Below are 23,143 nucleotides of genomic sequence, written 5' to 3' on the forward strand. Positions count from 1 at the left end.
TGGAGGTCAAGGCATCACCGACGGAGGCCACCACCATCATGGAGGCCAAGGTCATCACCACGGAGGCCACCATCATGGAGGTCAAGACCATCATCATCAAGGACACAATCATGTACATGGAACATGATGAGCACAACCATCACATGAATCAAGGTCACCAATCTCAAAGCAATGAGTCGATGCAAAAGTGGATGAATGAGCATTATCCGGCACATGCTCATGAAAATATGCGTTTCACTCCAGAAGGATCCCATCAACAAGATGCGAGAATTTTTGGTGGCTTTGGACCAGGTTTTGGATATGGATACGGTCCAGGACCTTATTATGGGGGAGGACGCTTTCGTAGAATCGCGCTTCCTTTAGCAGGTCTTGCAGCTTTGTCTTTAATCTTTTAGTATGTTAACTGAGAACTGTCATTTGACAGTTCTTTCTTGTTTTTACAGCTATAAAAGGCGATAATTGAAATGGATAGGAAGCAATATGAACGTTAATTGCTCGTCTAATTTAAAAATTGAGTACAGAAGTGGGTGGCAATCCATGAGTTATACCGTATTTCTCGTTGAAGATGAACAGAATTTATCAGAGGCACTGAAAGCCTATATGGAAAGAGAAGGTTGGACTGTCCAACTATTCCACGATGGGGATAAAGCGAACGAAGCTGTCGAAGAAACCCCTCATCTCTGGTACTTGATATTATGTTACCAGGTACAGACGGTTATCAAATCTTAAAGAACATTCGTGAGAAGCAAGGCGATATTCCAGTCATTTTTATCTCTGCAAGAGATCAAGACCTCGACCGGGTGTTAGGGCTTGAAATGGGAAGTGACGACTATATCTCAAAGCCGTTTTTGCCTCAAGAGTTAATCATACGAGCGAAAAAATTGTTAACTCGTACTTACGGACAAGAATCCGAAGAGAGCAAGAAGATTGAGCTTAACGATTACACGATCGACGCTGAGGCACGTACAGTTACGGATAATCATCAACCAGAGCAACCGGTTGATTTAACTACAAAGGAGATGGATCTTATTCTCCTTCTAACTGAACAAGTTGGAAAAGCGTTATCGCGTGAAGATATTATTGAAGAAGTATGGGGAGAAAATTACTTCGGCTCTGAACGTGCTGTGGATGATGTTGTCAGACGTGTACGCAAAAAGATGCCGCGCATTCATTTGGAAACATTGTATGGTTTTGGGTATAGGATTCTTTCCTCATGATTCGCATGAATTTAACGAGAAGGATTTGGCTGTCATTTGCAGCTTTGCTCATTCTCGTTGCCGTTTCAATGGCTGTAATTTATCCGATGTACATTCAAGGAACGTTAACGGAAGAAACATATCGAATCATTGAACAAGCACAGAATCGCCAAATTAATCCGTTTAGTGGTCAGTTCGTTGAAATTGATGAAGAAAGTGCATTTATTGATCCGGAGCTTCGTGAAACAGGACATTTACTTATTGAGGATTCTGTCGTTCGGCCGTTAACGTTACATGCCATTCCGCCTGATGCGATTGACACGATTATTAACAATGCGGTCTCTCAAGAAGGTGATACTGAGCGGTATGAGCTAACGTTTGAAGGCAACACATTGTTTTATGTGATTAAACAATTCGATAGCGAAGATAACGAGAATTATCTTATTTCGTTCATGTGGGATTCTTATCGTGATAGCTTAATTAACAGTTTATGGGGGAACTTTGTTTACTTGTTGATTTTAACAACAGCGTTCACCTTGTTACCAGCCATTTGGCTAACACGATATTTGCGCAAACCTTTGCGACTGTTAGGTAATCATTTTGAGCAAATTGCAAAACGAAATTGGAAAGAGCCTTTTCATTGGAAAGGCGATGAAGATTTTCAGAAGCTATCGGACCAATTTGAATTAATGAGACAGAATTTGATCCGTCATGATAAAGCTCAGAAGACGTTTATTCAACACGCTTCACACGAGCTTAAAACGCCAATTATGGTCGTGAAAACGTATGCCCAATCTGTGAAAGATGGGATTTTACCGAAGAATACAGTTGAGGAATCGATGGACGTAATTTTGCAAGAAGCAAATCGGATGGATAAGCGTGTAAAGGATATGCTTTACTTTACGAAGCTTGGGGCGATGAAAACCGAGACGATCAACCGTGAACGAATATCATTTGGTGAATTGGCTTATCGTCTAGAGGAACGATATCGAATCCAACGTCCAGACCTTTCCTTTGTCATCCAAGGAGCAGAAATACAATTCCATGGTGATTTAGAGCAAATACAAATTCTACTCGAGAACCTCATCGAAAATGCGATGAGGTATGCAGAAACTGGTATTTGGATTAGTGCCAAGCAGTCGTTGCACCATGTTACACTGTATGTTGAGAATGATGGAGAGCCTATTCCTGAAGATGAACGACATGAGATTTTTGATCCATTTAGAAAAGGGAATAAAGGTCAATACGGTTTGGGGCTTGCAATTGTGAAGCAAATCGTTGAACTGCATCATGGGGAACATCATGTTGACAATAATAAAGGTAGAGTATCATTTCAAATGACAATCCCTGATCATGAGTAGGAGAGGAGGAGCACAGAGTTTTTGGCTCTGTCACTGACGATGAAAGGTATCTTTTATGCAAAAGTTGGAGATAAAATTGAGCGTTATATGCTCATTAGGCAATCGGTTCGCGGAATTGCAAGTAACGGAAAAGCGTTTTTAACGCTTAGACTTTCAGACGATACAGGTGAGATTGAAGCAAAGCTTTGGGGTGTCTCTCAAGAAGATGAATCAAAGTATGTAGCAAAACCGTTGTGCTCGTTCAAGGAGAAGTGTTTGATTATCGAGGACGCTTGCAACTTAAAATTGGAAGCATTCGCCCAGCGAATGAAAGCGACCAAGTGAATTTAGAAGACCTTGTGCAAAGCGCACCGTTACAAAAAAGAGATATGCAAGAGACGATTAATCAATATATCTTTGATATTCAAAATGCCAATGTGCAAAGGCTAACACGCCACCTCGTCAAAAAATATCAAGAAGAATTTATGGAAGCACCAGCAGCAACGCGTAACCATCATGAATTTATGTCAGGACTTGCTTATCATGTCGTAAGCATGTTACATTTGGCAAAATCAATTTCTAATTTGTACCCGTCGTTAAATACGGATCTATTATATGCTGGGATTATTTTACATGACCTTGGAAAAGTGCGTGAGCTATCGGGACCAATTGATACGGAATACACGATTGAAGGGAAGCTCATTGGGCATATCTCTATTATCGCTTCAGAGATCCATCAAGCAGCAAACGAGCTTGGGATTGAAGGCGAAGAAGTGATGCTCTTAGAACATATCGTTCTTAGTCATCATGGAAAAGGGGAATGGGGAAGTCCGAAACCACCACTACTTCGTGAGGCGGAAATCATTCACTACATTGATAATTTAGATGCGAAGATGAACATGATGGACCGAGCTCTACAAAAGGTTGAACCTGGAACGTTTAGTGAACGCATTATGCCACTTGAGAACCGTACCTTTTATCGACCGAAATCAATGTAAGAAAAGCGATCTGGGCAGTTCGTTGCTCGGATCGCTTTTTAGTTATGTAATTTGGTTGTCATAAGAAACTGTCCTCCTACATAGTTTTATTAGTAAAGACTTGGACAAGTGTTAAGGGGTGGACTTATGCAAATTCGTTCAAAACGAATGTTATTAACGTTAGCGGGCTTGTTTGTCGTACTTGCAATCGTACAACGATTTACTGCTGATACAGCAGTAACATCATTACCTTGGTGGGTATTTGTCGTCGTATTGGCAGCGGTCGCATCTGGATACATGTGGATAAAATCAACATTAGAAGAGAAGAAAGTATCCGATGAATGGATTGAACAAGAAGGACGCGTGTATATTCGAAGAATGGAAGATGAAAAGAAACGTAGGATGGAACATAATCATTAAAAAAAAAGACCACGACGACTCGTCGTGGTCTTTGTACTTACATCATTGGCTCAGGTAGCTGGAACCAGTCTTCATATTCGTCTTCTAAAATGTTAATGTCAGCTTCATTCATAAGCTCTTCAACAACTTCATTTGGACTTCTTGCTTCTTGTTCGTTGAGGATCGCTTCAATATCTTCACGAACGTCTTCAAATGAGTCATGACGATCTAGTACTTCAATAATGTGATATCCGTAATCGAGGCTCGATTCAACCGGCTCACTAATTTCACCAACTTCAAGTTCGAAAGCTGTTTCAGAGAAGTTCTCTTCCATAACATCTTCACGTGGGAAGAAACCAACGTTTCCGCCTGCTGGAATGCTATTTGTATCCTCAGAGTATTCTTCTACAGCTGCTTCAAAGTCTGTACCGCTCTCAAGCTCAGCAATGACATCTTCAGCTGTTTCTTCATCTTCAACGAGAATATGACGAGCTTCCACTTGGTGGAGGCTGTCCTGATTTTCTTCATAATATGCTTCTAGATCTTCTTCGCTAATCTCAACGTCTTGGAAACGAAGTTCATCAATGACAACTTGCGGAATAATAAAGTCTTCTTTAAGTTGATCAAGATCACTTACAGGTACTTGTTGCATTTGCAACATTTCCAAGAGATCTTCTTCGCTTTCCACACCGAACTGTTCTTTTACATCATCTAATTCTGCTTGAATTTCTTCTTCAGAAATACCGAGTTCATCAGCAGCTTGGTTAAAGACGTAACTTTGTATCATTTGATTAAAGGCCATCTCACCAAATTCATTTTTCATGTAGGCAACGAATTCACCTTCTGTAATCGTCTCATCATTAATTGATGCGATTTCGGCACTTTCATCAACGTCTGTAGCGTTGTTTTGCTCATCGTCGTTATTGCATGCGGCAAGCACTAATGTCATCCCTAGTGCAACCATAAGGTGTTTCTTCTTCAAAACAAACACTCCCTCATGTGTAATCATCCATAATTAGATCTATGTTCTTAGGCTACAAGACGCCCCCCAGCGATTCTAAGTAGCGTAAGCATGAATATACAGGTAAGATTTCTCAAGACAACCATAACTATACCATAAAGAAGAATAAGAAAAAATGCTTTTCTAGGTATATCGCCCAATCCAACTCGCCACTTCTACATAAGATAGCTTAAGAATGGGAGAGAGAAACAGACACAAAGACAACGTCGTTTCACTCAAGATTTTGTCCTGTTCAGACCAATATACTTCTAGAAGGGGAGATTTGATCATGAGTTACGGTGGATATGGTTACGGCGGAGGATTTGCATTAGTAGTGGTTCTTTTCATCCTTCTTATTATCATCGGTGCATCTTGGGGAGGATACGGCGGCTGCTAATTGCCGTTATACTAAAAAAAGGAGGGGATCCAAAATCCCTTCCTTTTTTTCGTACATATTAAATAATCAGTAACCTTACATACGTAGAGGCTAGTAAAATAATAATTAATACGTTAATGGTCGTAAATATGCTCGGAATTTTTTCTTCTGCAATTTCTTTTTGAACGACCATGGCATTCGTCATAGAATTAATGACGAGCAAATAACCCGCAGCAAAAAAGATAAATAAAATGACTTCCATCCATAGACCTCCAAACCCTTATCTTCAACAACTGTACCAAAATTTAAGGAAAAAAGATAGCGATACAATTTTTTCGACTCGTTGCCATGAATCGTGTAAAGTAAGGGGTAATTCAATGAAATGAGGTGCACATACATGAAATGGAAGATTGCCTTTTTTGCGTTACTTGCAATCATCATCGGAGGCTTCCTTGTTGTCGTTTTACTACTTACATCATCTTCCGACCAGCAAGCGATTCCAGAAGAACGACAGATTGAAGATGGACTTGTACCTTTATTCACCGTGGAAACAGATTTAGAGCGGGTGAATCGTTACATTGAATCAGAGTTTGATGAACCATTTACCTTGGATAGCGAGGAAGGTCAATTACGTTTACGAAGCACCTATGAAGTACTCGGTATGAATGTGGACATTCAAGTTCAATTTATCCCAGAAATAACGGAGAACGGCAATATCCGTTTAATAGAAGATGGCTTTTCAGTTGGTGCATTATCGTTACCAGCAAGTACAGTTCTTGGGCTCGTCGATGAGGCGGCTGACTTCCCAGACTGGATTTATGTAGATGCTAACGAAGGTGTTATTGATGTTCGTCTTACAGAGATTGAATTAGACAACGATCTAGTAATACAAGCTGAATCGTTTCAAGACGGTCAAATTACGATTCGAGGCAATTATTAAAAAAACGCCTCAATGATTATTGAGGCGCTACGCGTGGAGAAGAGTTTGCTGATACGAGAGGCGCAGGCTCTTCTTCAAGTGTAAGTGTGTTAAATTGATCTGTGAAATCTTCACCGTAAATATGGCGGACAACAGTAGCCACTTCAGAGAACTCCGGGTATTTCCCGTATAAACTCTTCAGTGGAAGTGTGCTTTGGAGCGTATCATGCGATTCAGATGAAAAGGATTCCATCGTCTTTAAGAACAGAGACTTGCCTTGTTCAGTTAATTGAACATAAGTATGCCTACGGTCTTCTTCTTGCTTCCCCATAACAATTAAGTTTCTTTCTTCTAACTTTTTTGAAAAATTGTACGCTGTTGAAACGTGCATTACTCCATATTTAGCAATTTCAGATAATACTGGTGACCCGAATTGATAAGTAATCCAAAGAATTTGATGTTCATTAATGTTTAACCCGTGGGGTTGTAGCCATCGTTGCCAGTCTTTCTCAACTGACTTCCAAAGTGCTTTGCTCAAATACGCAAGACGATGCTTAAAAGCAAGCGATTGTTCCCAATCTTTTCTAGCCTGGTCCATAACAGTCCTCCACAATTTGTGTCATTTCACTACACGATTCAGAAGTTTTTATAAATATTGTAAAAAGATGTCTTAGCTTTAGTATAGGTAAAAAGTATTTAAAATGGAAGAGAAAACCACAATGTCTTTAAAATTCATTGTGGTTTTCTTTAGACATTTCTGTTTTATCGGTGCTTTTTCGCAAATTCGTCCATGAAACTTTGTAAAACTTCACAAGATTCCAGAGGGACAGCGTTGTAAATCGAAGCTCTTACTCCTCCTACAGAGCGGTGCCCATTTAATCCGCTAAAGAGCTTTTCAGAAGCTTCTGTCAAAAATTGCTTTGTTAACTCTTCAGTCGGTAACGTCCATGTGACGTTCATTAATGAACGAGACGCGTTGTCGCTATGTCCTTTATAAAACCCGTTGCTCTCGTCAATCGCATGATAAAGAAGCGCAGCTTTCTGTTCGTTGCGACGTTTCATATCTTCAAGGCCACCTTGATCTTTGATCCAAGTTAATACCGTTTTCATCATGTAGATCGCAAACGTCGGAGGGGTGTTATATAACGAGTTTCCTTCTATATGTGTTTGATAACGCATAATCGCTGGGAGTTGTTCCGCATGTTCTGCAAAGCGCTCGACTAAGTCGCGTTTAACGATTACAACCGTAACACCAGACGGTCCAAGGTTTTTTTGAGCTCCTGCGTAAATCAAGTCAAAATGATCAACCGGAATTGGACGACTGAAGATGTCACTACTCATATCTGCAAAAACTGGAGCATTCCACTCTTTAAGAGGCTCATAATCTGTCCAGGCTGTTCCGTATATCGTATTATTAGACGTCAAATGAATATAAGCGTCATCTTTACTCGTTTTAATCGTATCAAAAGCTGGAATGTAAGTGTAATGATCGGCTTTAGACGAAGCACCGCTGTACGTTTGCCCGATATAATTTGCTTCTTTTTTAGCTTTCTCTGACCATGAACCGGTTAAAACGTAGTTTGCTCTCGTGCCACGCTTTAAGAAGTTGTATGGAATCATCGCAAACTGATGACTAGCACCACCTTGTAAAAAAAGAACTTCATAACGATCGTCAATGTTCATAAGCTCTTTAATAAGCGTCTTTGCTTCTTCATGCACTTGCTCGTAACTGTTCCCGCGATGGCTATGTTCCATAATAGACATGCCTGTTTGTTTATAATTCAGTAGCTCATCTTGAGCCACTCGTAAAACCGATGCAGGTAGAGCGGCAGGTCCAGCATTGAAATTATGTATTCTTTCGCTAGGCATATTCATTCTCCTTCCATTGAGTTAAGAAGGGTGGTCACCCTTCTTAATCAATTACGCCAGTCGTGTTTGTAATTGCGCTGCGATTTTTTGCATGTCGTCTGTGCTTAATTTGTCACCTTGATTTTGATCCCAGTTCGAATAAATTTCATCATCACCGTAACGTGGGATGAAATGAAGGTGATAGTGAAATACCGTTTGAGAGGCAGCTTCACCATTATTGTTGACGAGGTTCATGCCAACGCTGCCAAATTGTTCTTTTAAAGCTCTGGCAATTTTAGGTGCGTTTTTCATGAGTGCTGCAGCCGTTTCTTCTTGTAACTCGAAGATGTTTTCTTCGTGAGTTTTTGGAATAAGGAGCGTGTGACCTTTCGTTACTTGGCTAATATCAAAAAATGCCACACAGTTTTCATCTTCGTATACTTTTGTTGATGGAATGTCTCCTGCAATGATTTTACAAAATACACAGTTTTCTTCGTGTGCAGACAATGTGAGTCCTCCTTTACTACTTGTAAGTCTACTATAGCAAATCTGACGTTAATTCACACTTCAAAACTTACATCCGTTTTCAATTTTGAAGGTTAAGGGTACAATAAACATATTGGCAAGATATGGAGGGACACAATGACACAACTACTACACGTTCAAAGCGTTTCCGGCGGCTATAATCCGAATAAGCCTGTCATTAAGAAGGTTGAGTTTGGCGTTGAGCGCGGTGAGATTGTCGGTCTCATTGGCTTGAATGGCGCGGGGAAAAGTACGACGATCAAGCACATTTTAGGATTGTTAGAGCCGACAGATGGAGCCATTACGCTAAATGGGAAGACGATTGCAGATGATTTAGATACGTACCGTCAAGCGATGAGCTTTATTCCTGAAACCCCGATTTTATATGATGAACTAACGTTATGGGAACACCTTCGCTTAACAGCGATGGCATATGATCTTACCGATTGGGAAGAGCGAGCCGAATCACTATTGAAAACATACCGAATGGCAAAAATGAAACACTGGTTTCCGAGCAACTTCTCGAAAGGGATGCGCCAAAAAGTCATGATCATGTGTGCGTTTTTAGTGAAACCAGAGCTTTACGTTGTTGATGAGCCATTTCTCGGACTTGATCCTGTCGGAATCCAGTCACTACTCGATCAAATGGTCGAAATGAAAAATAGTGGTGCGGGCATTTTGATGTCTACTCACATTTTGACTACGGCAGAAAAGTATTGTGATCGTTTCGTATTGTTACACCACGGCACAGTTTACTTAAAAGGGACGCTTGCTGAACTTCGCACGCAAGCCAATATGCCAAACGCAGGTCTTGATGAGATTTATGTTGAAATGACAAAGGAAGATGATCGATGAGTATTGATCAATTGTGGCAAGAGAGGGCTAGAGAGTTTTGGTCAGTGAGTAGACGCTACATAACGCTCATGGCAAATAGCGGTTTAATGGTTGCCATCGGTGGGATCGTACTCATCATCGGCATTTACTATAATTCGTTTTTGGACTGGCTTCCAAGCACATTTCCAGTCGTACAAGTTCTAGCTGTCTTGTTTGCTTTTATGTTGACGAAGACGTCCGTGCGGACGTTTTTCCAAACGGGCGATCTCGTTTACTTGCTACCTATGGAAGCGAAGATGAATCATTATTTACAAAGCGCTCTCCGTTATAGTTGGTTTATGCAAAGCATCGTGCTTGCGCTCGTGTTGTTTTTACTCGGACCCCTTTATACCGACCGAATTGGTGAATTTAATCAATTACTCATTACATTTCTTATTCTAATTGCAGCGAAAGGATGGAATGTGTTTGCCTATTGGTCGGAGCTAAGGTATCAGTACGTTTCTCAACAGTGGAAGTTGCGATGGCTGCGATTCGCGGTAAACCTCGTATTTGTGTTTTTCGTGTTTATGCTTGAATGGTTGTTCGTGCTTGCTGTAGGGGTGGTCATGATTCTACTCTTATTCGGATATTATCGACCGTTACACGAGAAATACCGTTTGAAATGGGATCAGTTAATTTCATTAGAAGAAGAACGGCTAAACTCGTTTTACACGTTTGCGAATGCTTTCGTTGATGTGCCACACATTAAGGCAAGAGTAAGAAGACGGAGCATCCTCTCGAATCAATGGAATCGCTTAGTGACAAAGCGAAGCAATACGTACGTATTTTTGTACGGTAAAACGTTTGCACGTTCTGGTGATTATTTCGGTATTATGATTCGGTTAGCCATTGTAGGAGCGCTGTTAATTTACGCAACACCAGAAGACCTTCAAGGACTAGCTGTCGTTATTGCGATATTGTTCACGTACATTACAGGTTCACAACTAGTGACGATTTACCACCATCATAAGACGATGGTTTGGCCTGAACTATATCCAGTTCCTGAACAAGTGAGGCAACAATCGGTTCAGTCGCTCGTTCGCAATGTCATGGTCATTCAATCGATATGGTTTACAATCATTACGTTCATCACATCTTGGTCGATCTTCTATAGTATGATTGCATTGTTTATGATGCTTTTAATGGTCATTGCTTATGTTAAAGTTCAACTTCCTAAATGGTTTAAACAATCACTACGCGCGTTATCTTAATGTTGGGGAGGACGTTGTAATGGAAGCATATGAAAAGGAAGCTCTTATGGAGCTAAATGCTTGGAAACGCAAACTGGCAAAAAACCCATCGATGGTCAAAGATTGGACAAAGTCATTTCAATCAAAAATGAACGGGTACGTTCCTGACAAAGTACACGTGACGATCGGGAATGCAATACGGCAGATGATTGATACGACGATGAATACGAGTGAATACGTCCAAAAGAAAGAACCGTTACAACACATGTCATTAGAACAAAGAGACGAAGCTTTACAAAAAGCAATTGTTTCGTACCGAAGAACTGCAAGCTTGGAAGGAGCGGGCACAGGTGCTGGAGGCATACTCCTTGGCATGAGTGACTTCCCAATGTTGCTTGCCATAAAAATGCGCTTTCTATTCACAACCGCTCAGATATATGGTTATGATCCGAAGCATGTCGATGAACGTTTGTTTGTGCTAAACGTTTTTCAAATGGCCTTCTCAAGCCGCAAGACACAACGAGAAACGCTGGCGAGAATGGAGCAATGGCAGACGTTTATTGACGAGTTCGGAGAAGAGCTAACGATTGACCAAGCGATTGACTGGGTAACGTTCCAACTGGAATATCGAGATTTCATCGATGTACCAAAGACATTGCAGCTCATCCCAGGGTTCGGATTGTTTGTCGGTGCAACGATTAATTATCAACTACTCATTCAACTTGGAGAAGCTGCACAATACTGTTACCGCATTCGCTGGTTTCAAGACCAATTGAAACAATAAAGAGGAAGGCTCTGGCTCTAAAAATCAGGGCTTTTTCATTTTGGCATTTGCATGTTTCGTTTGGCTAATCCCAACATAGAGGAGAGCTTGCCGGGGTCAAGAAAGAAAGGCAGTCCATTTGGACTGCCTTTTCATTATGATTCTTTATAATAATCAATTGCTGCTTTTGCGAGTGTCTTTGCTGCGACGAGCATCGCCCGCTCATCGAAGTCAAAGAGGGGATGATGATGAGGCGCATTGTTTCTTCCGTCCATAAATGCTGCACCGGTGAAGAAAAATGAACCTTTCGTTTTTTGTAAGTAGTAAGAGAAATCTTCACTTGCAAGTACTGGTTCTCGTTCATGTACGCCATTGACATCTGTAATGCCAGAAGCGATCTTCGCGATGTAGTTCGTCTCTACTGCATGGTTAAAGACAGGAGGATACCCTCTGCCATAGTCATATTCAACAGTTGCACCGTAAGCTTTTGCTGTGTTTTCAGCTATTTCAAAGATATCTTGTTCTATTTGATTGCGAACATCTTCTTGGAATGTACGAACGGTTCCGACCATCTCGACTGAATCTGCAATGACGTTGTACGGGTTGTCAGCAATGAACTTGCCAATCGAAACCACTGCAGAGTAGAGAGGGTTTACACGTCTGGCGACGATCGTTTGGATGTTATTTACGATTTGTGAACCGATGACAACGGCATCTTTTGTCGTATGTGGAAGAGCACCGTGACCGCCTTTCCCGTTTACTTTGATCGTAAAATGGTCAGCAGATGCCATAAAAGGACCGCTACAATGTTGAACTGTACCGAGGGGATCTTGTGACCATAAATGCGTTCCAAATACAACATCGACACCATCTAAGGCTCCGTCTTTAATCATCGGTGCAGCACCACCAGGTGATAACTCTTCAGCATGTTGGTGCAGGAAAACGACTGTTCCGTGAAGCTCATCTTCGACTTGCCTTAGCGCTTTTGCTAAAACGAGCAATGTCGCCGTGTGACCGTCGTGACCACAAGCATGCATGACTCCATCCACTTTTGATTTATAAGGTACGTCTTTTTGATCTTGGATTGGGAGCGCATCGAAATCGGCACGGAGGGCAACGACAGGACCAGGATTTTTGCCGCTAATTTTCGCCACAACGCCGTTGCCACCGACATGTTCCTGAACTTCATTTCCTAATTTTTTATGATAATCTGCAATGTATTTAGCAGTGTTCGTTTCATGAAATGAAACTTCTGGATTTTCATGAAGATGTCTACGAATTTCGACCATTTCGTCAAAATGCCTGTCTAACAATTGGAACAGTTTATCTTGCATCGTGTATTCCTCCTTAAGTATTTGTCTATTGTAACATAGTAAAAAAATTAGCAATGTCTGAAGCGCAATATTATAATAAATCTGAAACTTAAATGAGCGTTGTTACGTAACTATAGTAGCAACTCATACGGAGGTAAGACATGACGACAAAATGGGCGTTACACATCGTGTTCGTAATGATTTTGTTTAGTAGTATTTTTTTGAATGTAACCTTATTAGGTATAACAGCGTTGGATTTATAGTACCACTTATTAGCGCCATGATTTTTACGTGGTTGTTAATGAGTAAGGAACCGATGAGTGCATATCTTTTCGGTGTGTTGGCTGCAGGGCTTGCGACTAGCCCCTGGGTGCCGATTCCATCATTTCTGTTATTGTTCACACCGCTTCTGTACATTGTTGGTGTGCGCCTTTTCAAAGCAAATACAGAAGAAATTGATGTGGACCGGTTATCAGCAGGCGAGAAGGTTGATCTAAATGAATCAGCTAAATTCAGTCAGGCAAGCCCTGAGTCATTTGATAACAACATTGAACAAATTCCGAATCAACAATGGATTATTTTTGATGAAGAAAAATATAAAAAACAAGCCTTTACGTTAGGTGATGAGACGAACTTCAACGTGATTTTTGGAACGCTACATTTAGATCTTACACGTGCGGACCTTCAGCATGATCATTTGGAGCTATCTATCTTAAATACGTTCGGTGACGTACGGATTATCGTTCCACGCGATTGGTCAATTGAAGTTGAATCGAATATTGTAATGGGGTCGACCCGTGCATTTAATCGATCACTTGAGGGGATGTTTAAACAAAAGACGTTACGCTTTGGTACGGAGCAAGCGTCTTTAGGGCATATTCATATTAAGCTCATTAACGTTCTCGGAAGCTCTCGATTAAAGCTTGAAAAAGAGAAAAAAAGCGCAGGACTTTTCTAGCTTTATTCTACAAAATTTGAGGTCTCCCCCACCAGTTTACATGATTTTGCCAAGTTTATTGTACTATAATAGGGTAAGCATGTAGCGTTTAACTAGTAAATGGCTCCCTGTTTTACGTGTACTGGAGGAAGCGAATGATGAAATCAAAAAAAATGAATAAATACGTTTTTATAAGTATCGTTGCGGTTTTATCAACATTCGTATTAGCGTTCGGAAGTTATGCGAGTGCGTTAATAGCGGGCAACTTATTAACGGATGAAGACAAGTTGAATTTTGCGCAAACAACGACCGTAGTAGATGAGCAAGGGGATCAAATTGCTCGACTATATATTGAAGATCGTGAGAATGTGTCCATCGATGAAATTCCTGAGCATGTTCAACATGCCTTTATCTCTGTGGAAGATCATCGCTTTTACGATCATCAAGGGGTGGATTTTATAGCGATTGGACGAGCGCTTTATCGAGATATTCTAGCGGGTGCAGCAGTAGAAGGTGGGAGTACAATTACCCAGCAACTTGCGAAGAATGTCTACTTAGAAAATGAAAAAACGCTCATGAGAAAAACGAAAGAAGTCTTAATCAGTATGAATCTTGAGCGACAGTTTTCAAAAGATACGCTACTTGAGATGTACTTGAATCAAATTTATTTCGGACACGGAGTATATGGAATAGAGCGAGCGTCTGAACAATACTTTGGAAAAAACGCAAAAGACTTAACAATTGCTGAAGGGGCGCTGCTTGCAGCAATTCCTAAAGCGCCGTATAACTATTCTCCAGCATCCGATGTTGAACGAGCAGAAAAGCGTCGAGGGACGGTACTTGCGCTCATGGAACGACATGGTTACATTAATAGCGAAACGAGAGAAGCGGCGGCTCAAACCGCTATTCAAACCGATTTACACACAGAACCTGACATGCACCCGGCTTGGTTTACGTATGTGGATATGCTCATTACAGAAAGCATTGAAAAGCACAGCATATCAGAACAACAAATACTAACAGGTGGGTACCGAATTGAAGTACCGATTCATAAAGATGTACAAATGGCGGCATATGAAGCTTTTCAAGAGAACGACAACTTTCCTGGTGAGAGTGAGCAAGTACAAGCGTCCTATGTATTGCTAGATAATGACACTGGTGCTGTAAAAGCCGTACAAGGTGGACGGGATTACGTTCGTAAAGGTTTAAACCGTACGACGATTAAGCGACAACCTGGATCATCATTTAAGCCTTTATCAGTTTTTGCACCTGCGCTTGAGAGTGGCGATTACAAACCATATTCAATGCTTAAAGACGAGAAGCTCGAGTACGGGGATTATAGCCCGAGTAACGTAACGAATGAATATCAAGGGAACATTACGATGCGAGATGCGATCGTGCAATCAACAAACACGTCAGCTGTGTGGCTCTTAAATGAAATGGGCATTGATCAAGGTCTTGAATGGGCAAACGAAGCTGTGACGCCGTTTAAAGACGAGGGTTTATCTGTTGCTCTTGGTGGCATGTCTGAAGGCGTGACTCCATTAGATATGGCAACTGCGTATACGTCATTTGCTAACGGTGGTGTGAAGTCAGATCCCTATTTTATTACTTCAATTAGAACGAAGTCTGGAAACAACTTAATTGAACCTGCAATTGAGCAACAACGGCTGCTTAGTGAGCAGAATGCATGGTACATGACGCGGATGTTAGAAGGTGCTGTAGAAGAAGGGACAGGCCGACCGGGTGAGACGAACCATGCACTTGCAGGGAAAACGGGGACAACGAACTTTGAAGGTGTAGAAGGAGCCAATCGTGATGCATGGTTTGTCGGTTACACACCGCAATACACGGGTGCTTTGTGGATGGGTTATGACAGCACAACAGAAGAGCAACATTTGCAAGAAGGCAGTGCATACCCTACGAGACTATTTAAGCAGTTAGTAAATACTGAGCCAGTCACTGAACAAGGCGTTGCGTTTATGAAACCAGATGGGGTACAAGATCTTGAATCACCGGTACAATTAGCGCAAGTCGATGATTTAGATGCGGAACTAACGTTAGAAGGAGAAGGGTTTTTAAATGTTGAACTACGGTGGACAGCAGCTGAAGATGATCGTCTCGTTTACAACATTTATGAAGTTAAAGGTGGAGAAGCAAGTAAGGTCGGAGAAGTCACTGGAAAGGGAACGTACACGGTGAACCGTGCCAATGTGTTTTCTTTAAATGACTATATGGTCGTTCCTTACAATCCACAAACCGGTCAAGAAGGTGAACCGTCTAATATTGTGGGTGTTCAATTTATGTCACTGTTTTAATTAAAGAGACCCGTATCCTTTTCATGGATACGGGTTTTGTGTTGGAGGTACGTTCACTTAATGATTGTGTGCTCAGAATTGTCACGGAGGCTACCTCAGCGTGTAGTAGGTGTAATTAGTGTAATTAGTACAACTCCTATGCTTTTGCATGCTCATTATGAGCGGTACTGCTGCAATTGATCATCAATGTCGATTGAGACTTTTTGTAACTCGTCAGCTGTGATCGTAATAGATTCAACCGTAGACGCTTGTTCTTGAATCGTGTGTGAAATGGATTGGCCGTTCGTCATCGTTGACTCAGATTTTGACTGAATCGTTATAAGCTCAGTAAGAACATTCGTGCTGCTCGTTTGTAACTCTCTAATTAACTTTTCAATATTGGCAGCCATTTCTTTCGTTGATTGAATCGTATGTTCAATGCGATTAAACGTGTCAGATAAGTCAAGTAACGTTTCTTGGCCTTCATCAATCTGCTTTTTACTAATTGTCGTTTGAGTGATCGTATTGTCGATTTTGTCGTTCATTTCTTTTAATGTCTTGCTAATTGATTTCGAAGATCGTTCACTTTCATCAGCAAGGTCACGGATTTGCTTCGCTACCACTAAAAATCCTTCGCCACTCTGTTTCGTTCGAGCCGATTCAATGTTTGCATTTAATGATAGTAGCCTCGTTTGGCTATTTACATCGTAAATGTGATTAATAATTGTAATTACTTGGTCTGAAGATTGTTTTGCAAGTTGGATCGTCTTTTCAGTTTGTTCGTGTTGATTTTTAATGGCTTGCATTTTTTGAAGTGATCGTTCTAAGTTTTCTTTGCCGACCGCAACTTTATTGTTCGATTCATCATTCGTTTGTAAAACGTGTTGCACCTCGGTATACGTGTTTTGTAAGTCGTCGTGAACCGTAGTAAACCGAGTATTGGACTGCTGAATATGTTCGTTAAGCGACGTTTGCACGTCGGAGATTTCTTGCACCGAACTCGCGATGTCTGTTGAACCGGCGTTTACTTGCTGAACAGCAGCGGCTAATTCTTGGCTTGAAGATGATAATGAACGACTTGCAGTCGTCATGTTGCTCATCGTCCCAGCTAAGTGTCGGTTCATTTCATTAAGGTCTTCAGAAAGCTTCGCTAATTCATCGTTACCATCTTCAGGCAATGGCGATCCGTCAAGATTTCCAGCAGCAATGGTCGATGCCCGAGTGGACAGTCGATTAATTTTTGACGTCATTCCAGTGATAAACCGATAGAAAATGCTTCCTGCGATCATTGTCGCAACAATACTAACAATGATTGCGACAACACCGATGGAGTGAATGCTTTCAAAGCTTTCGGTTGATGCATGCTCTGCTTGTACGAGAAAATGATCTTCCAAAATGTTTGCATGATCCATAATTTCTGAACTCAAAAACTCAAATCCTTGCCACGTTTGTTCGCTTGGGATCGTGCCGCTTTCAATATAAGAAGACATTCGCGTGTCAAACATTTGATTAAGCATTTCTAATCGATTTACAGAAGTAACTTCTTCTCGGCCATCGACATGCTCTGAGAGGGTGGAAGTGAGTTCGTTCATTTGTTCAGATAACGTTATGTATTCATTAAAGTTTGGATCTTCTCCTTCGGTGAGTTCTGTAACGATAATGTATTTTTGTTGAAACGTCGTTGTTGTTTCTTGGGCATCACGTGCCAGGTCATTCCAAAAGCCAATTTCATCGGTTTTCGAAGACGCATTTTGTAATAAAACAAAAATAATTAAAAAACCAATTAGGAAACAAAACGTGAGTACTAACAATATGGATAGCAGTTTCGAGCGAATCGTCCGTAAGCGAATAATCTCCACCCCCTTGTTATGATGTAAGCTTAAATTGTGTGAAGAGCTTCTCAAGGTCCTCTACAATTGTTGCCAATTCCTTAGAAGCAAAAGTGATGGCATCCATCGTAGCCGTTTGCTGTTCAATCGTTGCAGCAATCATCGTACTATTTGCGGTTGCATCTTCAGATGATTGTTGGATGGAATGAAGTTCGTTTGAGACGGCAGCACTTTGTTCTTTAACAGCAGTCACAAACCGGTGAATTGTAAGCGACCTTGCTTGTACGGTTTGAAACGCTTCTAAAAATTGAGCATAAGTCGTTGCCAACTCGTCAAGGACGTGAGTTCCTTCTGTAATCAAATCTGTACTTTTTTTCGATTGAACAGTGGAAGATTGAATGTTTTGTGCCATCGAAGAAATCGTTTCCGTAATTTGGTTCGCTGCTTGTTCACTTTCTAATGCGAGTTTACCGACTTCTTCAGCAACGACAGCAAATCCTCTACCAGAACGTCCAGCACGAGAAGCTTCAATGTTGGCATTTAATGCAAGCAAACTCGTTTGGTTTGAAATATTTTTGATGTTGGTAACAACGTGATGAATGTCTTCTACAGCTTGATTTAATTCCACGATTGTTTTTTCGTGGTGGTCGTTTTGGGTTCTAATGTGCAACATATGGTCAACGGACTGTTGTAATTTCTTTTGGCCTAAGAGACTTGGTCATACGATTGCTCATTGTCTGTCACGATTGTTTGTAGTGACGATGCAGCATGTTCAATCTCTTGGTCCATTATCGTAAATGTTTGTTTTGAACGATTGATCGATTCATGCAATTCTGATTGTTGTTCAGCGATATGTTGCACCGAGTATGTCACTGTTTCAGCACCTGAATTGACATCTGTAGTCGTTGCAACGAGCTCTTGTGACGAAGAAGTAATCGTTTGGCTGGCTCCTGATAACTTAACAATCATCGATCGAAGTTGATTCGTCATAAGGTTGATGTTTTGTGCGAGCTGAGACAATTCATCACGCCCTTTGACAGGGAGGTCAGCGCGGGACAAGTCACCACTTGCTACACGTCTTGCGCGATTTGAAATTTTACGAATAATCATCGAGATTCGTTGTGCAACGACCCAGAAGATCACAGAACCGATACTCGTAGCAATAACAAAAACGAGTAAACTTCCAATCACGGCTTGTTGCATCGCTGCTTGCATTTCTTGTTCGGAGCGTTCGGCATTAAGGTTAAAGTAATCTTCTAATTCACTTGCATACGTACGCATCTCAGCATTTAAATAGCTGAAGCCATCAAGGGTGCTGGAACTTGGTACAATTTCTAGCGTCACATACTGCTGTACTCTCGTATTAAACATTTCATTAAAGAACTGCAAACGTTCTAACGCCGATTGTGCTTCTTCATTTTCAATTGCTGCTTCTAAATTGAGCAAAATTGTATCCATGCGCTCATCGAGTGTATGAAAACGTGAATAGTCAGGCTCATCATACAAGTAAATGTTGTTAATAAAGATGTACTTTTCTTGGAATGTGGAAGAGACTTCTTGTGCTTGTAACGCGTAATCGTTCCATTCACTAAGTTGTTCAACTTGTGCATCCATTTGCCGAATTAAGAGAAAGATAAGAAGAAAACCGAGCAAAAAACAAAAAATTATAAACGTGAGTGCAAGGAACATTTTTGATTTCAAGCTAGTTCCATTCCCTTTCATATCCAAATCCCCCCTTTTTAGTTCATTTCAAATGTGACATTCTTCTACGATTTTATGAACGTTTTACCAAGGTTCTACACAAGACAATCATTCTTCTATATGGTAAAAAGGTATAGGACTTTGATTTTCTATCGTAAAACTTTCATTTTGGCGTACGTTTACGTGTAAGAATGGGTATGCTATGGGAATAGGCATACATAGCACTAATACTATTATCGGTAAATCATTTAATGTTTAAAGGGATTGTTTAGAGGAGTGTTTATTTGTGGGAGCTTTTAATGATCGTTTTCTTCGTGCAGCAAATGGTGTAGGAGAGAAGACAAAACCAGTTTGGTACATGAGACAAGCTGGACGTTCACAACCGGAATATCGGGAATTGAAAAAGAAGTACTCATTATTTGGAATTACAAAAGACCCTGAGCTTTGCGCTTATGTAACAAAGCTTCCAGTTGACCAGTACAACAATGACGCGGCAATTCTTTATAAAGATATTATGACTCCACTCCCAGCGATTGGCGTTGATGTGGAAATCAAAAGTGGTATTGGTCCAGTCATTCATAATCCAATTAAAAATAAAGCAGATATTGAACGATTAGGTTCACTTGACCCAGGTGTAGATGTGCCACACGTCATTGAAACGATTAAACTGCTTAGAACGCAATTGGATGTACCGTTGATTACGTTTGCTGGTGCACCATTTACGATGGCAAGTTACATGATTGAAGGCGGTCCATCGAAATCGTATGAAAACACGAAAGCAATGATGTATGGAAGCAAAGAAGAATGGGATCTTCTTATGGATAAGCTTAGTGACCTTACGATTACGTATGCGAAAGCACAAATTGCGGCAGGCGCTCAAGCGTTCCAAATCTTTGATTCTTGGGTAGGTACGTTAAGCGCAAGTGATTACCGTACATTTGTAAAGCCAACGATGGCGAAAATCTTCTCAGAGCTTAAAAAAGAAGACATTCCACTCATTACGTTCGGTGTAGGAACGAGACACTTGCTTAAGGAATGGAATGACTTAGACGTTGACGTTATTGGTCTAGATTGGCGTACTTCTGTAACAGAAGCGAGAGAGATGGGCATCCAAAAGACGTTGCAAGGAAACTTAGATCCGGCTATTTTATTAGCTCCGTGGGATACAATTGAAGCGCGGGCGAAGAAAATACTTGATGAAACGGAAAATGACCCGAGCTTTATTTTTAATCTCGGTCATGGTGTTACGCCTTCAATTTCACCGGATACGTTAAGACGTTTAACGCAATTTGTTCACGAATACAGCGGGAGGAATCAATAATGAGCAAGAAAACGATCGGTTTACTCGTTATGGCTTACGGTACACCTAGAAGCCAAGACGAAATCGAACCATACTACACACACATTCGACACGGAAGAAAACCATCAGACGAAGCATTGCAAGATTTGACTGATCGCTATGAAGCGATTGGTGGTGTTTCTCCTCTCGCTCGTATTACAAATGAGCAAATGCAAGCGCTCGAAGATCGTTTGAATGAAAGAGAAACAGACATTGAATACAAAGCGTATCTTGGATTGAAGCACATTGATCCATTTATTGAAGATGCCGTTGAGAGCATGAAAAAAGACGGCATTGAAGAGGCTGTTAGCATTGTTTTGGCGCCACACTATTCGACGTTTAGTGTGAAGTCATACAATGGACGAGCGGTAAAGAAATCTGAAGAAATTGATGGACCGACGATTCATGCCGTTGAAAGCTGGTATACGGAGCCTAAATTCATAAAATATTGGTCTGATCAATTAAAGGAAACGCTCGATCGTGTTGGTCGTGATAACTCTGTCGTCATTTTCTCTGCTCATAGCCTACCGGAGAAAATTCTTGCGAATAACGATCCTTACGTTGATCAATTGCGAGAAACGAGTCGTCTTGTTGCAGAAGCTGCTGACGTAAAGAACTATGAAATTGGCTGGCAAAGTGAAGGCAACACTGCCGACAAATGGTTGGGGCCAGATGTTCAAGATTTAACACGTGATTTATATGAAGCCCGTGGTTATGAAACGTTTGTTTATTGCCCACTAGGTTTTGTCGCTGATCATTTGGAAGTTCTTTATGACAATGATTATGAGTGCAAAGTTGTCACTGATGATCTCCAAGTGAATTACGAGCGACCACCAATGCCAAATGCTAAATCGTTGTTTATTGACGGACTTGCTGATGCGGTATTAAAACAATTGGAATACAGTCGCTAAGATGAAAGTAGCGATTATCGGCGGAGGGATCACGGGGCTCTCCGCCCTTTATGAGTTGAGCAAACATCCTGAAGTTGATGCTGAACTTTTTGAAGCAAGTCAGATGCTCGGTGGGAAGATCCGGTCTTATCATCGAGAGGATTTTGTCGTTGAGCGAGGAGCGGACTCATTTCTCGCTCGGAAGCCCGAATTAATGGCGCTCGTGTCTGAATTAGGCATTGAAGATCAGCTCGTCACAAATGAAACAGGACAAGCATTTATTTTGTATAACGAAGAGTTGCATCCAATTCCAAAGCCGTCTTCAATGGGGATCCCTTCAAGTTTAAAGCCGTTGCTTTCGACTTCGTTACTTTCAACTAAAGGCAAGATGCGAGCGTCATTGGATCTTGTTAAGCCAAAAGAAAAGTTGGATGAAGATGTAGCGGCAGGGCAGTTGTTTCGTTATCGTTTCGGTGATGAGATGGTTGACCGCTTGTTAGAACCTTTGCTTTCAGGGATTTATGCAGGTTCTTTAAATGAATTAAGTCTTGAATCTACATTGCCTCAATTTAAAGCACTTGCAACAAAGCATCGAAGCTTAATAAAAGCGAGTGAAGCAATTCAGAAGAAACAACCTGCAACGGGGACGAATACTGGACAGTTCCGCACATTTAAAAACGGGCTTATTACGGTCATAGAAGCGTTAGAAGCGAAGCTAGATCAAGCGTCGATTCATAAAGATCATAAGCTCGTTTCAATTGAGCGTGATGGCAATCAACATCGACTCAGTTTTGAGAACGGTCATGTACAGATTGTGGATGCAGTTATTATGACAGTTCCGCAACCGATCGCAGCTCTTACATTTGTTGAAGACGGGCTTTCAGAGCGGTTAGAGCGTCTACGAGGCACATCCGTTGCAACTGTTGCACTCGCGTTTCGTGAGAGTGATGTAAGTGAACGGCAGATGGTACTGGATTTCTCGTGCCAAAAGGGAACGACACCGTCATCAAAGCAGTGACGTTTGTTGATAAGAAATGGCCGACGTCTGTACCTGATGGACACGTCTTACTTCGATCGTTTGTCGGGCGACCAGGGCAAGAGGAAATTGTTAACGAGAACGATGACGTTATCGTTGAACACGTAATTGAAGGTTTGAGCAAGATGCTCAAGATTAATGGCTCACCTCTGTGGTATGATGTTGAACGGTGGCAAGAAGCAATGCCAACGTATACAGTCGGTCATAAACACCGAGTACAACAGTGGAGAGAAGCAGTTAATGGCACGTATCCCTACGTGCTTTTAGCGGGCGCTTCGTACGATGGTGTCGGTTTGCCTGATTGCGTACGACAAGGGACAAATGCGGCGAATCAAATCGTAAATCAAGAGAAAAATAATGACAAACAGTAGGTGGGCTGTCTCATAGCCCTCCTT

The 23,143-nt window shown here is 41.3% G+C and carries 22 protein-coding genes and 3 pseudogenes; 16 read left to right on the top strand and 9 right to left on the bottom strand.

Going from position 1 to position 23,143, the window contains the following annotated elements:
- Positions 1 to 110: 110 nt before the first annotated feature.
- From JCM19038_RS00005 to JCM19038_RS00025, 5 genes and pseudogenes are all read left to right on the top strand, one after another.
- On the top strand, positions 111 to 395 hold the full coding sequence (locus JCM19038_RS00005; protein ID WP_152549286.1) for a hypothetical protein: 285 nt from the start codon (positions 111 to 113) through the stop codon (positions 393 to 395).
- 142 nt (positions 396 to 537) lie between these two features.
- A pseudogene (locus tag JCM19038_RS00010) lies at positions 538 to 1,217 on the top strand (response regulator transcription factor).
- Positions 1,214 to 2,557 (top strand): HAMP domain-containing sensor histidine kinase, encoded by a 1,344-nt coding sequence (locus tag JCM19038_RS00015; protein WP_042413309.1) that lies wholly within the window; start codon positions 1,214 to 1,216, stop codon positions 2,555 to 2,557. Before JCM19038_RS00010 ends, JCM19038_RS00015 begins: the two are co-directional and overlap by 4 nt.
- A gap of 39 nt (positions 2,558 to 2,596) precedes the next feature.
- Positions 2,597 to 3,534, top strand: a pseudogene (gene yhaM, locus JCM19038_RS00020) (3'-5' exoribonuclease YhaM).
- 126 nt (positions 3,535 to 3,660) lie between these two features.
- The gene (locus JCM19038_RS00025) at positions 3,661 to 3,933 is read left to right on the top strand and encodes a sporulation YhaL family protein (protein WP_042359411.1); all 273 of its coding nucleotides are present in this window, start codon (positions 3,661 to 3,663) and stop codon (positions 3,931 to 3,933) included.
- A gap of 37 nt (positions 3,934 to 3,970) precedes the next feature.
- On the opposite strand, the gene JCM19038_RS00030 is transcribed toward JCM19038_RS00025, so the two are convergent.
- Positions 3,971 to 4,894, bottom strand: coding sequence for a peptidylprolyl isomerase (locus JCM19038_RS00030; protein ID WP_052360841.1), 924 nt, complete (start codon positions 4,892 to 4,894; stop codon positions 3,971 to 3,973).
- Between the two features lie 307 nt (positions 4,895 to 5,201).
- On the opposite strand from JCM19038_RS00030, the gene JCM19038_RS21440 reads away from it, so the two are divergent.
- Positions 5,202 to 5,309, top strand: a complete 108-nt coding sequence (locus JCM19038_RS21440) for a YjcZ family sporulation protein (RefSeq protein ID WP_081831493.1) — start codon at positions 5,202 to 5,204, stop codon at positions 5,307 to 5,309.
- A 58-nt stretch (positions 5,310 to 5,367) separates the two neighbouring features.
- Here the strand turns inward: JCM19038_RS21440 and JCM19038_RS00035 are convergent, their stop codons facing one another.
- A complete protein-coding gene (locus JCM19038_RS00035; protein ID WP_042413314.1) occupies positions 5,368 to 5,550 on the bottom strand; it encodes a hypothetical protein in 183 nt (60 codons plus the stop codon).
- Positions 5,551 to 5,685: 135 nt separating this feature from the next.
- Here JCM19038_RS00035 and JCM19038_RS00040 point away from each other — a divergent pair, with 135 nt between their 5' ends.
- Entirely contained in the window at positions 5,686 to 6,228 is a 543-nt protein-coding gene (locus tag JCM19038_RS00040; RefSeq protein WP_042413317.1) for a YpmS family protein, read from the top strand.
- 16 nt (positions 6,229 to 6,244) lie between these two features.
- Here the strand turns inward: JCM19038_RS00040 and JCM19038_RS00045 are convergent, their stop codons facing one another.
- The 3 genes from JCM19038_RS00045 to JCM19038_RS00055 form a co-directional block, all read right to left on the bottom strand.
- The gene (locus tag JCM19038_RS00045) at positions 6,245 to 6,805 is read right to left on the bottom strand and encodes an HTH-type transcriptional regulator Hpr (RefSeq protein WP_042413320.1); all 561 of its coding nucleotides are present in this window, start codon (positions 6,803 to 6,805) and stop codon (positions 6,245 to 6,247) included.
- 164 nt (positions 6,806 to 6,969) lie between these two features.
- Positions 6,970 to 8,076 (bottom strand): 3-phosphoserine/phosphohydroxythreonine transaminase, encoded by a 1,107-nt coding sequence (gene serC / locus JCM19038_RS00050; protein ID WP_042413323.1) that lies wholly within the window; start codon positions 8,074 to 8,076, stop codon positions 6,970 to 6,972.
- Positions 8,077 to 8,127: 51 nt separating this feature from the next.
- On the bottom strand, positions 8,128 to 8,562 hold the full coding sequence (locus tag JCM19038_RS00055; RefSeq protein WP_042413325.1) for an HIT family protein: 435 nt from the start codon (positions 8,560 to 8,562) through the stop codon (positions 8,128 to 8,130).
- 135 nt (positions 8,563 to 8,697) lie between these two features.
- Here JCM19038_RS00055 and JCM19038_RS00060 point away from each other — a divergent pair, with 135 nt between their 5' ends.
- The 3 genes from JCM19038_RS00060 to JCM19038_RS00070 are packed head-to-tail and all read left to right on the top strand — an operon-like array spanning position 8,698 to position 11,427.
- A complete protein-coding gene (locus JCM19038_RS00060; protein WP_042359414.1) occupies positions 8,698 to 9,435 on the top strand; it encodes an ABC transporter ATP-binding protein in 738 nt (245 codons plus the stop codon).
- Entirely contained in the window at positions 9,432 to 10,664 is a 1,233-nt protein-coding gene (locus JCM19038_RS00065) for an ABC transporter permease (protein ID WP_042413328.1), read from the top strand. The genes JCM19038_RS00060 and JCM19038_RS00065 overlap by 4 nt, the downstream gene beginning before the upstream one ends.
- 19 nt (positions 10,665 to 10,683) lie before the next feature.
- Positions 10,684 to 11,427 (top strand): EcsC family protein, encoded by a 744-nt coding sequence (locus tag JCM19038_RS00070; RefSeq protein ID WP_042413331.1) that lies wholly within the window; start codon positions 10,684 to 10,686, stop codon positions 11,425 to 11,427.
- A gap of 134 nt (positions 11,428 to 11,561) precedes the next feature.
- Here the strand turns inward: JCM19038_RS00070 and JCM19038_RS00075 are convergent, their stop codons facing one another.
- A complete protein-coding gene (locus JCM19038_RS00075) occupies positions 11,562 to 12,740 on the bottom strand; it encodes a M20 family metallopeptidase (protein ID WP_042413333.1) in 1,179 nt (392 codons plus the stop codon).
- A gap of 280 nt (positions 12,741 to 13,020) precedes the next feature.
- Here JCM19038_RS00075 and JCM19038_RS00080 point away from each other — a divergent pair, with 280 nt between their 5' ends.
- Both JCM19038_RS00080 and JCM19038_RS00085 read left to right on the top strand, forming a co-directional pair.
- Complete coding sequence (locus tag JCM19038_RS00080; RefSeq protein WP_193745001.1) at positions 13,021 to 13,677, top strand: LiaF domain-containing protein; 657 nt, start codon at positions 13,021 to 13,023, stop codon at positions 13,675 to 13,677.
- A gap of 134 nt (positions 13,678 to 13,811) precedes the next feature.
- Positions 13,812 to 15,974 (top strand): transglycosylase domain-containing protein, encoded by a 2,163-nt coding sequence (locus JCM19038_RS00085; RefSeq protein WP_238554228.1) that lies wholly within the window; start codon positions 13,812 to 13,814, stop codon positions 15,972 to 15,974.
- 155 nt (positions 15,975 to 16,129) lie between these two features.
- On the opposite strand, the gene JCM19038_RS00090 is transcribed toward JCM19038_RS00085, so the two are convergent.
- From JCM19038_RS00090 to JCM19038_RS00100, 3 genes and pseudogenes are all read right to left on the bottom strand, one after another.
- Positions 16,130 to 17,812 carry a methyl-accepting chemotaxis protein gene (locus JCM19038_RS00090; protein WP_042413337.1) on the bottom strand — a complete coding sequence of 561 codons (1,683 nt, stop codon included), beginning with the start codon at positions 17,810 to 17,812 and terminating at the stop codon, positions 16,130 to 16,132.
- A 7-nt stretch (positions 17,813 to 17,819) separates the two neighbouring features.
- A pseudogene (locus tag JCM19038_RS00095) lies at positions 17,820 to 18,476 on the bottom strand (methyl-accepting chemotaxis protein); the annotation flags it as partial.
- 11 nt (positions 18,477 to 18,487) lie between these two features.
- Positions 18,488 to 19,504, bottom strand: coding sequence for a methyl-accepting chemotaxis protein (locus JCM19038_RS00100; protein WP_042413342.1), 1,017 nt, complete (start codon positions 19,502 to 19,504; stop codon positions 18,488 to 18,490).
- Between the two features lie 265 nt (positions 19,505 to 19,769).
- On the opposite strand from JCM19038_RS00100, the gene hemE reads away from it, so the two are divergent.
- From hemE to hemG (JCM19038_RS24115), 4 genes are read left to right on the top strand one after another with little or no spacing between them, the layout of a single operon-like run.
- Positions 19,770 to 20,804, top strand: a complete 1,035-nt coding sequence (gene hemE, locus JCM19038_RS00105; RefSeq protein WP_042413345.1) for a uroporphyrinogen decarboxylase — start codon at positions 19,770 to 19,772, stop codon at positions 20,802 to 20,804.
- Positions 20,804 to 21,733, top strand: coding sequence for a ferrochelatase (hemH, locus tag JCM19038_RS00110; protein WP_042413347.1), 930 nt, complete (start codon positions 20,804 to 20,806; stop codon positions 21,731 to 21,733). The genes hemE and hemH overlap by 1 nt, the downstream gene beginning before the upstream one ends.
- Before the next feature lies 1 nt (position 21,734).
- Positions 21,735 to 22,730 carry a protoporphyrinogen oxidase gene (gene hemG, locus JCM19038_RS00115; protein ID WP_052360842.1) on the top strand — a complete coding sequence of 332 codons (996 nt, stop codon included), beginning with the start codon at positions 21,735 to 21,737 and terminating at the stop codon, positions 22,728 to 22,730.
- Entirely contained in the window at positions 22,694 to 23,119 is a 426-nt protein-coding gene (gene hemG, locus JCM19038_RS24115; protein WP_081831496.1) for a protoporphyrinogen oxidase, read from the top strand. The genes hemG (JCM19038_RS00115) and hemG (JCM19038_RS24115) overlap by 37 nt, the downstream gene beginning before the upstream one ends.
- Positions 23,120 to 23,143: the final 24 nt, after the last annotated feature.

The organism is Geomicrobium sp. JCM 19038, assembly GCF_000698125.1.
Lineage (GTDB): Bacteria > Bacillota > Bacilli > Bacillales > Marinococcaceae > Geomicrobium_A.

What these genes read in the sequence shown, in the direction of transcription:
- JCM19038_RS00100 (WP_042413342.1), bottom strand. Translation starts at nt 19,504, where the DNA reads ATGAAAGGGAATGGAACTAGCTTGAAATCAAAAATGTTCCTTGCACTC.
- JCM19038_RS00085 (WP_238554228.1), top strand. Translation starts at nt 13,812, where the DNA reads ATGATGAAATCAAAAAAAATGAATAAATACGTTTTTATAAGTATCGTT.
- serC (WP_042413323.1), bottom strand. Translation starts at nt 8,076, where the DNA reads ATGCCTAGCGAAAGAATACATAATTTCAATGCTGGACCTGCCGCTCTA.
- JCM19038_RS00040 (WP_042413317.1), top strand. Translation starts at nt 5,686, where the DNA reads ATGAAATGGAAGATTGCCTTTTTTGCGTTACTTGCAATCATCATCGGA.
- JCM19038_RS00075 (WP_042413333.1), bottom strand. Translation starts at nt 12,740, where the DNA reads ATGCAAGATAAACTGTTCCAATTGTTAGACAGGCATTTTGACGAAATG.
- JCM19038_RS00045 (WP_042413320.1), bottom strand. Translation starts at nt 6,805, where the DNA reads ATGGACCAGGCTAGAAAAGATTGGGAACAATCGCTTGCTTTTAAGCAT.
- JCM19038_RS00015 (WP_042413309.1), top strand. Translation starts at nt 1,214, where the DNA reads ATGATTCGCATGAATTTAACGAGAAGGATTTGGCTGTCATTTGCAGCT.
- JCM19038_RS00070 (WP_042413331.1), top strand. Translation starts at nt 10,684, where the DNA reads ATGGAAGCATATGAAAAGGAAGCTCTTATGGAGCTAAATGCTTGGAAA.
- JCM19038_RS00080 (WP_193745001.1), top strand. Translation starts at nt 13,021, where the DNA reads ATGAGTAAGGAACCGATGAGTGCATATCTTTTCGGTGTGTTGGCTGCA.
- JCM19038_RS00065 (WP_042413328.1), top strand. Translation starts at nt 9,432, where the DNA reads ATGAGTATTGATCAATTGTGGCAAGAGAGGGCTAGAGAGTTTTGGTCA.
- JCM19038_RS00025 (WP_042359411.1), top strand. Translation starts at nt 3,661, where the DNA reads ATGCAAATTCGTTCAAAACGAATGTTATTAACGTTAGCGGGCTTGTTT.
- JCM19038_RS00035 (WP_042413314.1), bottom strand. Translation starts at nt 5,550, where the DNA reads ATGGAAGTCATTTTATTTATCTTTTTTGCTGCGGGTTATTTGCTCGTC.
- JCM19038_RS21440 (WP_081831493.1), top strand. Translation starts at nt 5,202, where the DNA reads ATGAGTTACGGTGGATATGGTTACGGCGGAGGATTTGCATTAGTAGTG.
- hemG (WP_052360842.1), top strand. Translation starts at nt 21,735, where the DNA reads ATGAAAGTAGCGATTATCGGCGGAGGGATCACGGGGCTCTCCGCCCTT.
- JCM19038_RS00005 (WP_152549286.1), top strand. Translation starts at nt 111, where the DNA reads ATGTACATGGAACATGATGAGCACAACCATCACATGAATCAAGGTCAC.
- JCM19038_RS00060 (WP_042359414.1), top strand. Translation starts at nt 8,698, where the DNA reads ATGACACAACTACTACACGTTCAAAGCGTTTCCGGCGGCTATAATCCG.
- hemH (WP_042413347.1), top strand. Translation starts at nt 20,804, where the DNA reads ATGAGCAAGAAAACGATCGGTTTACTCGTTATGGCTTACGGTACACCT.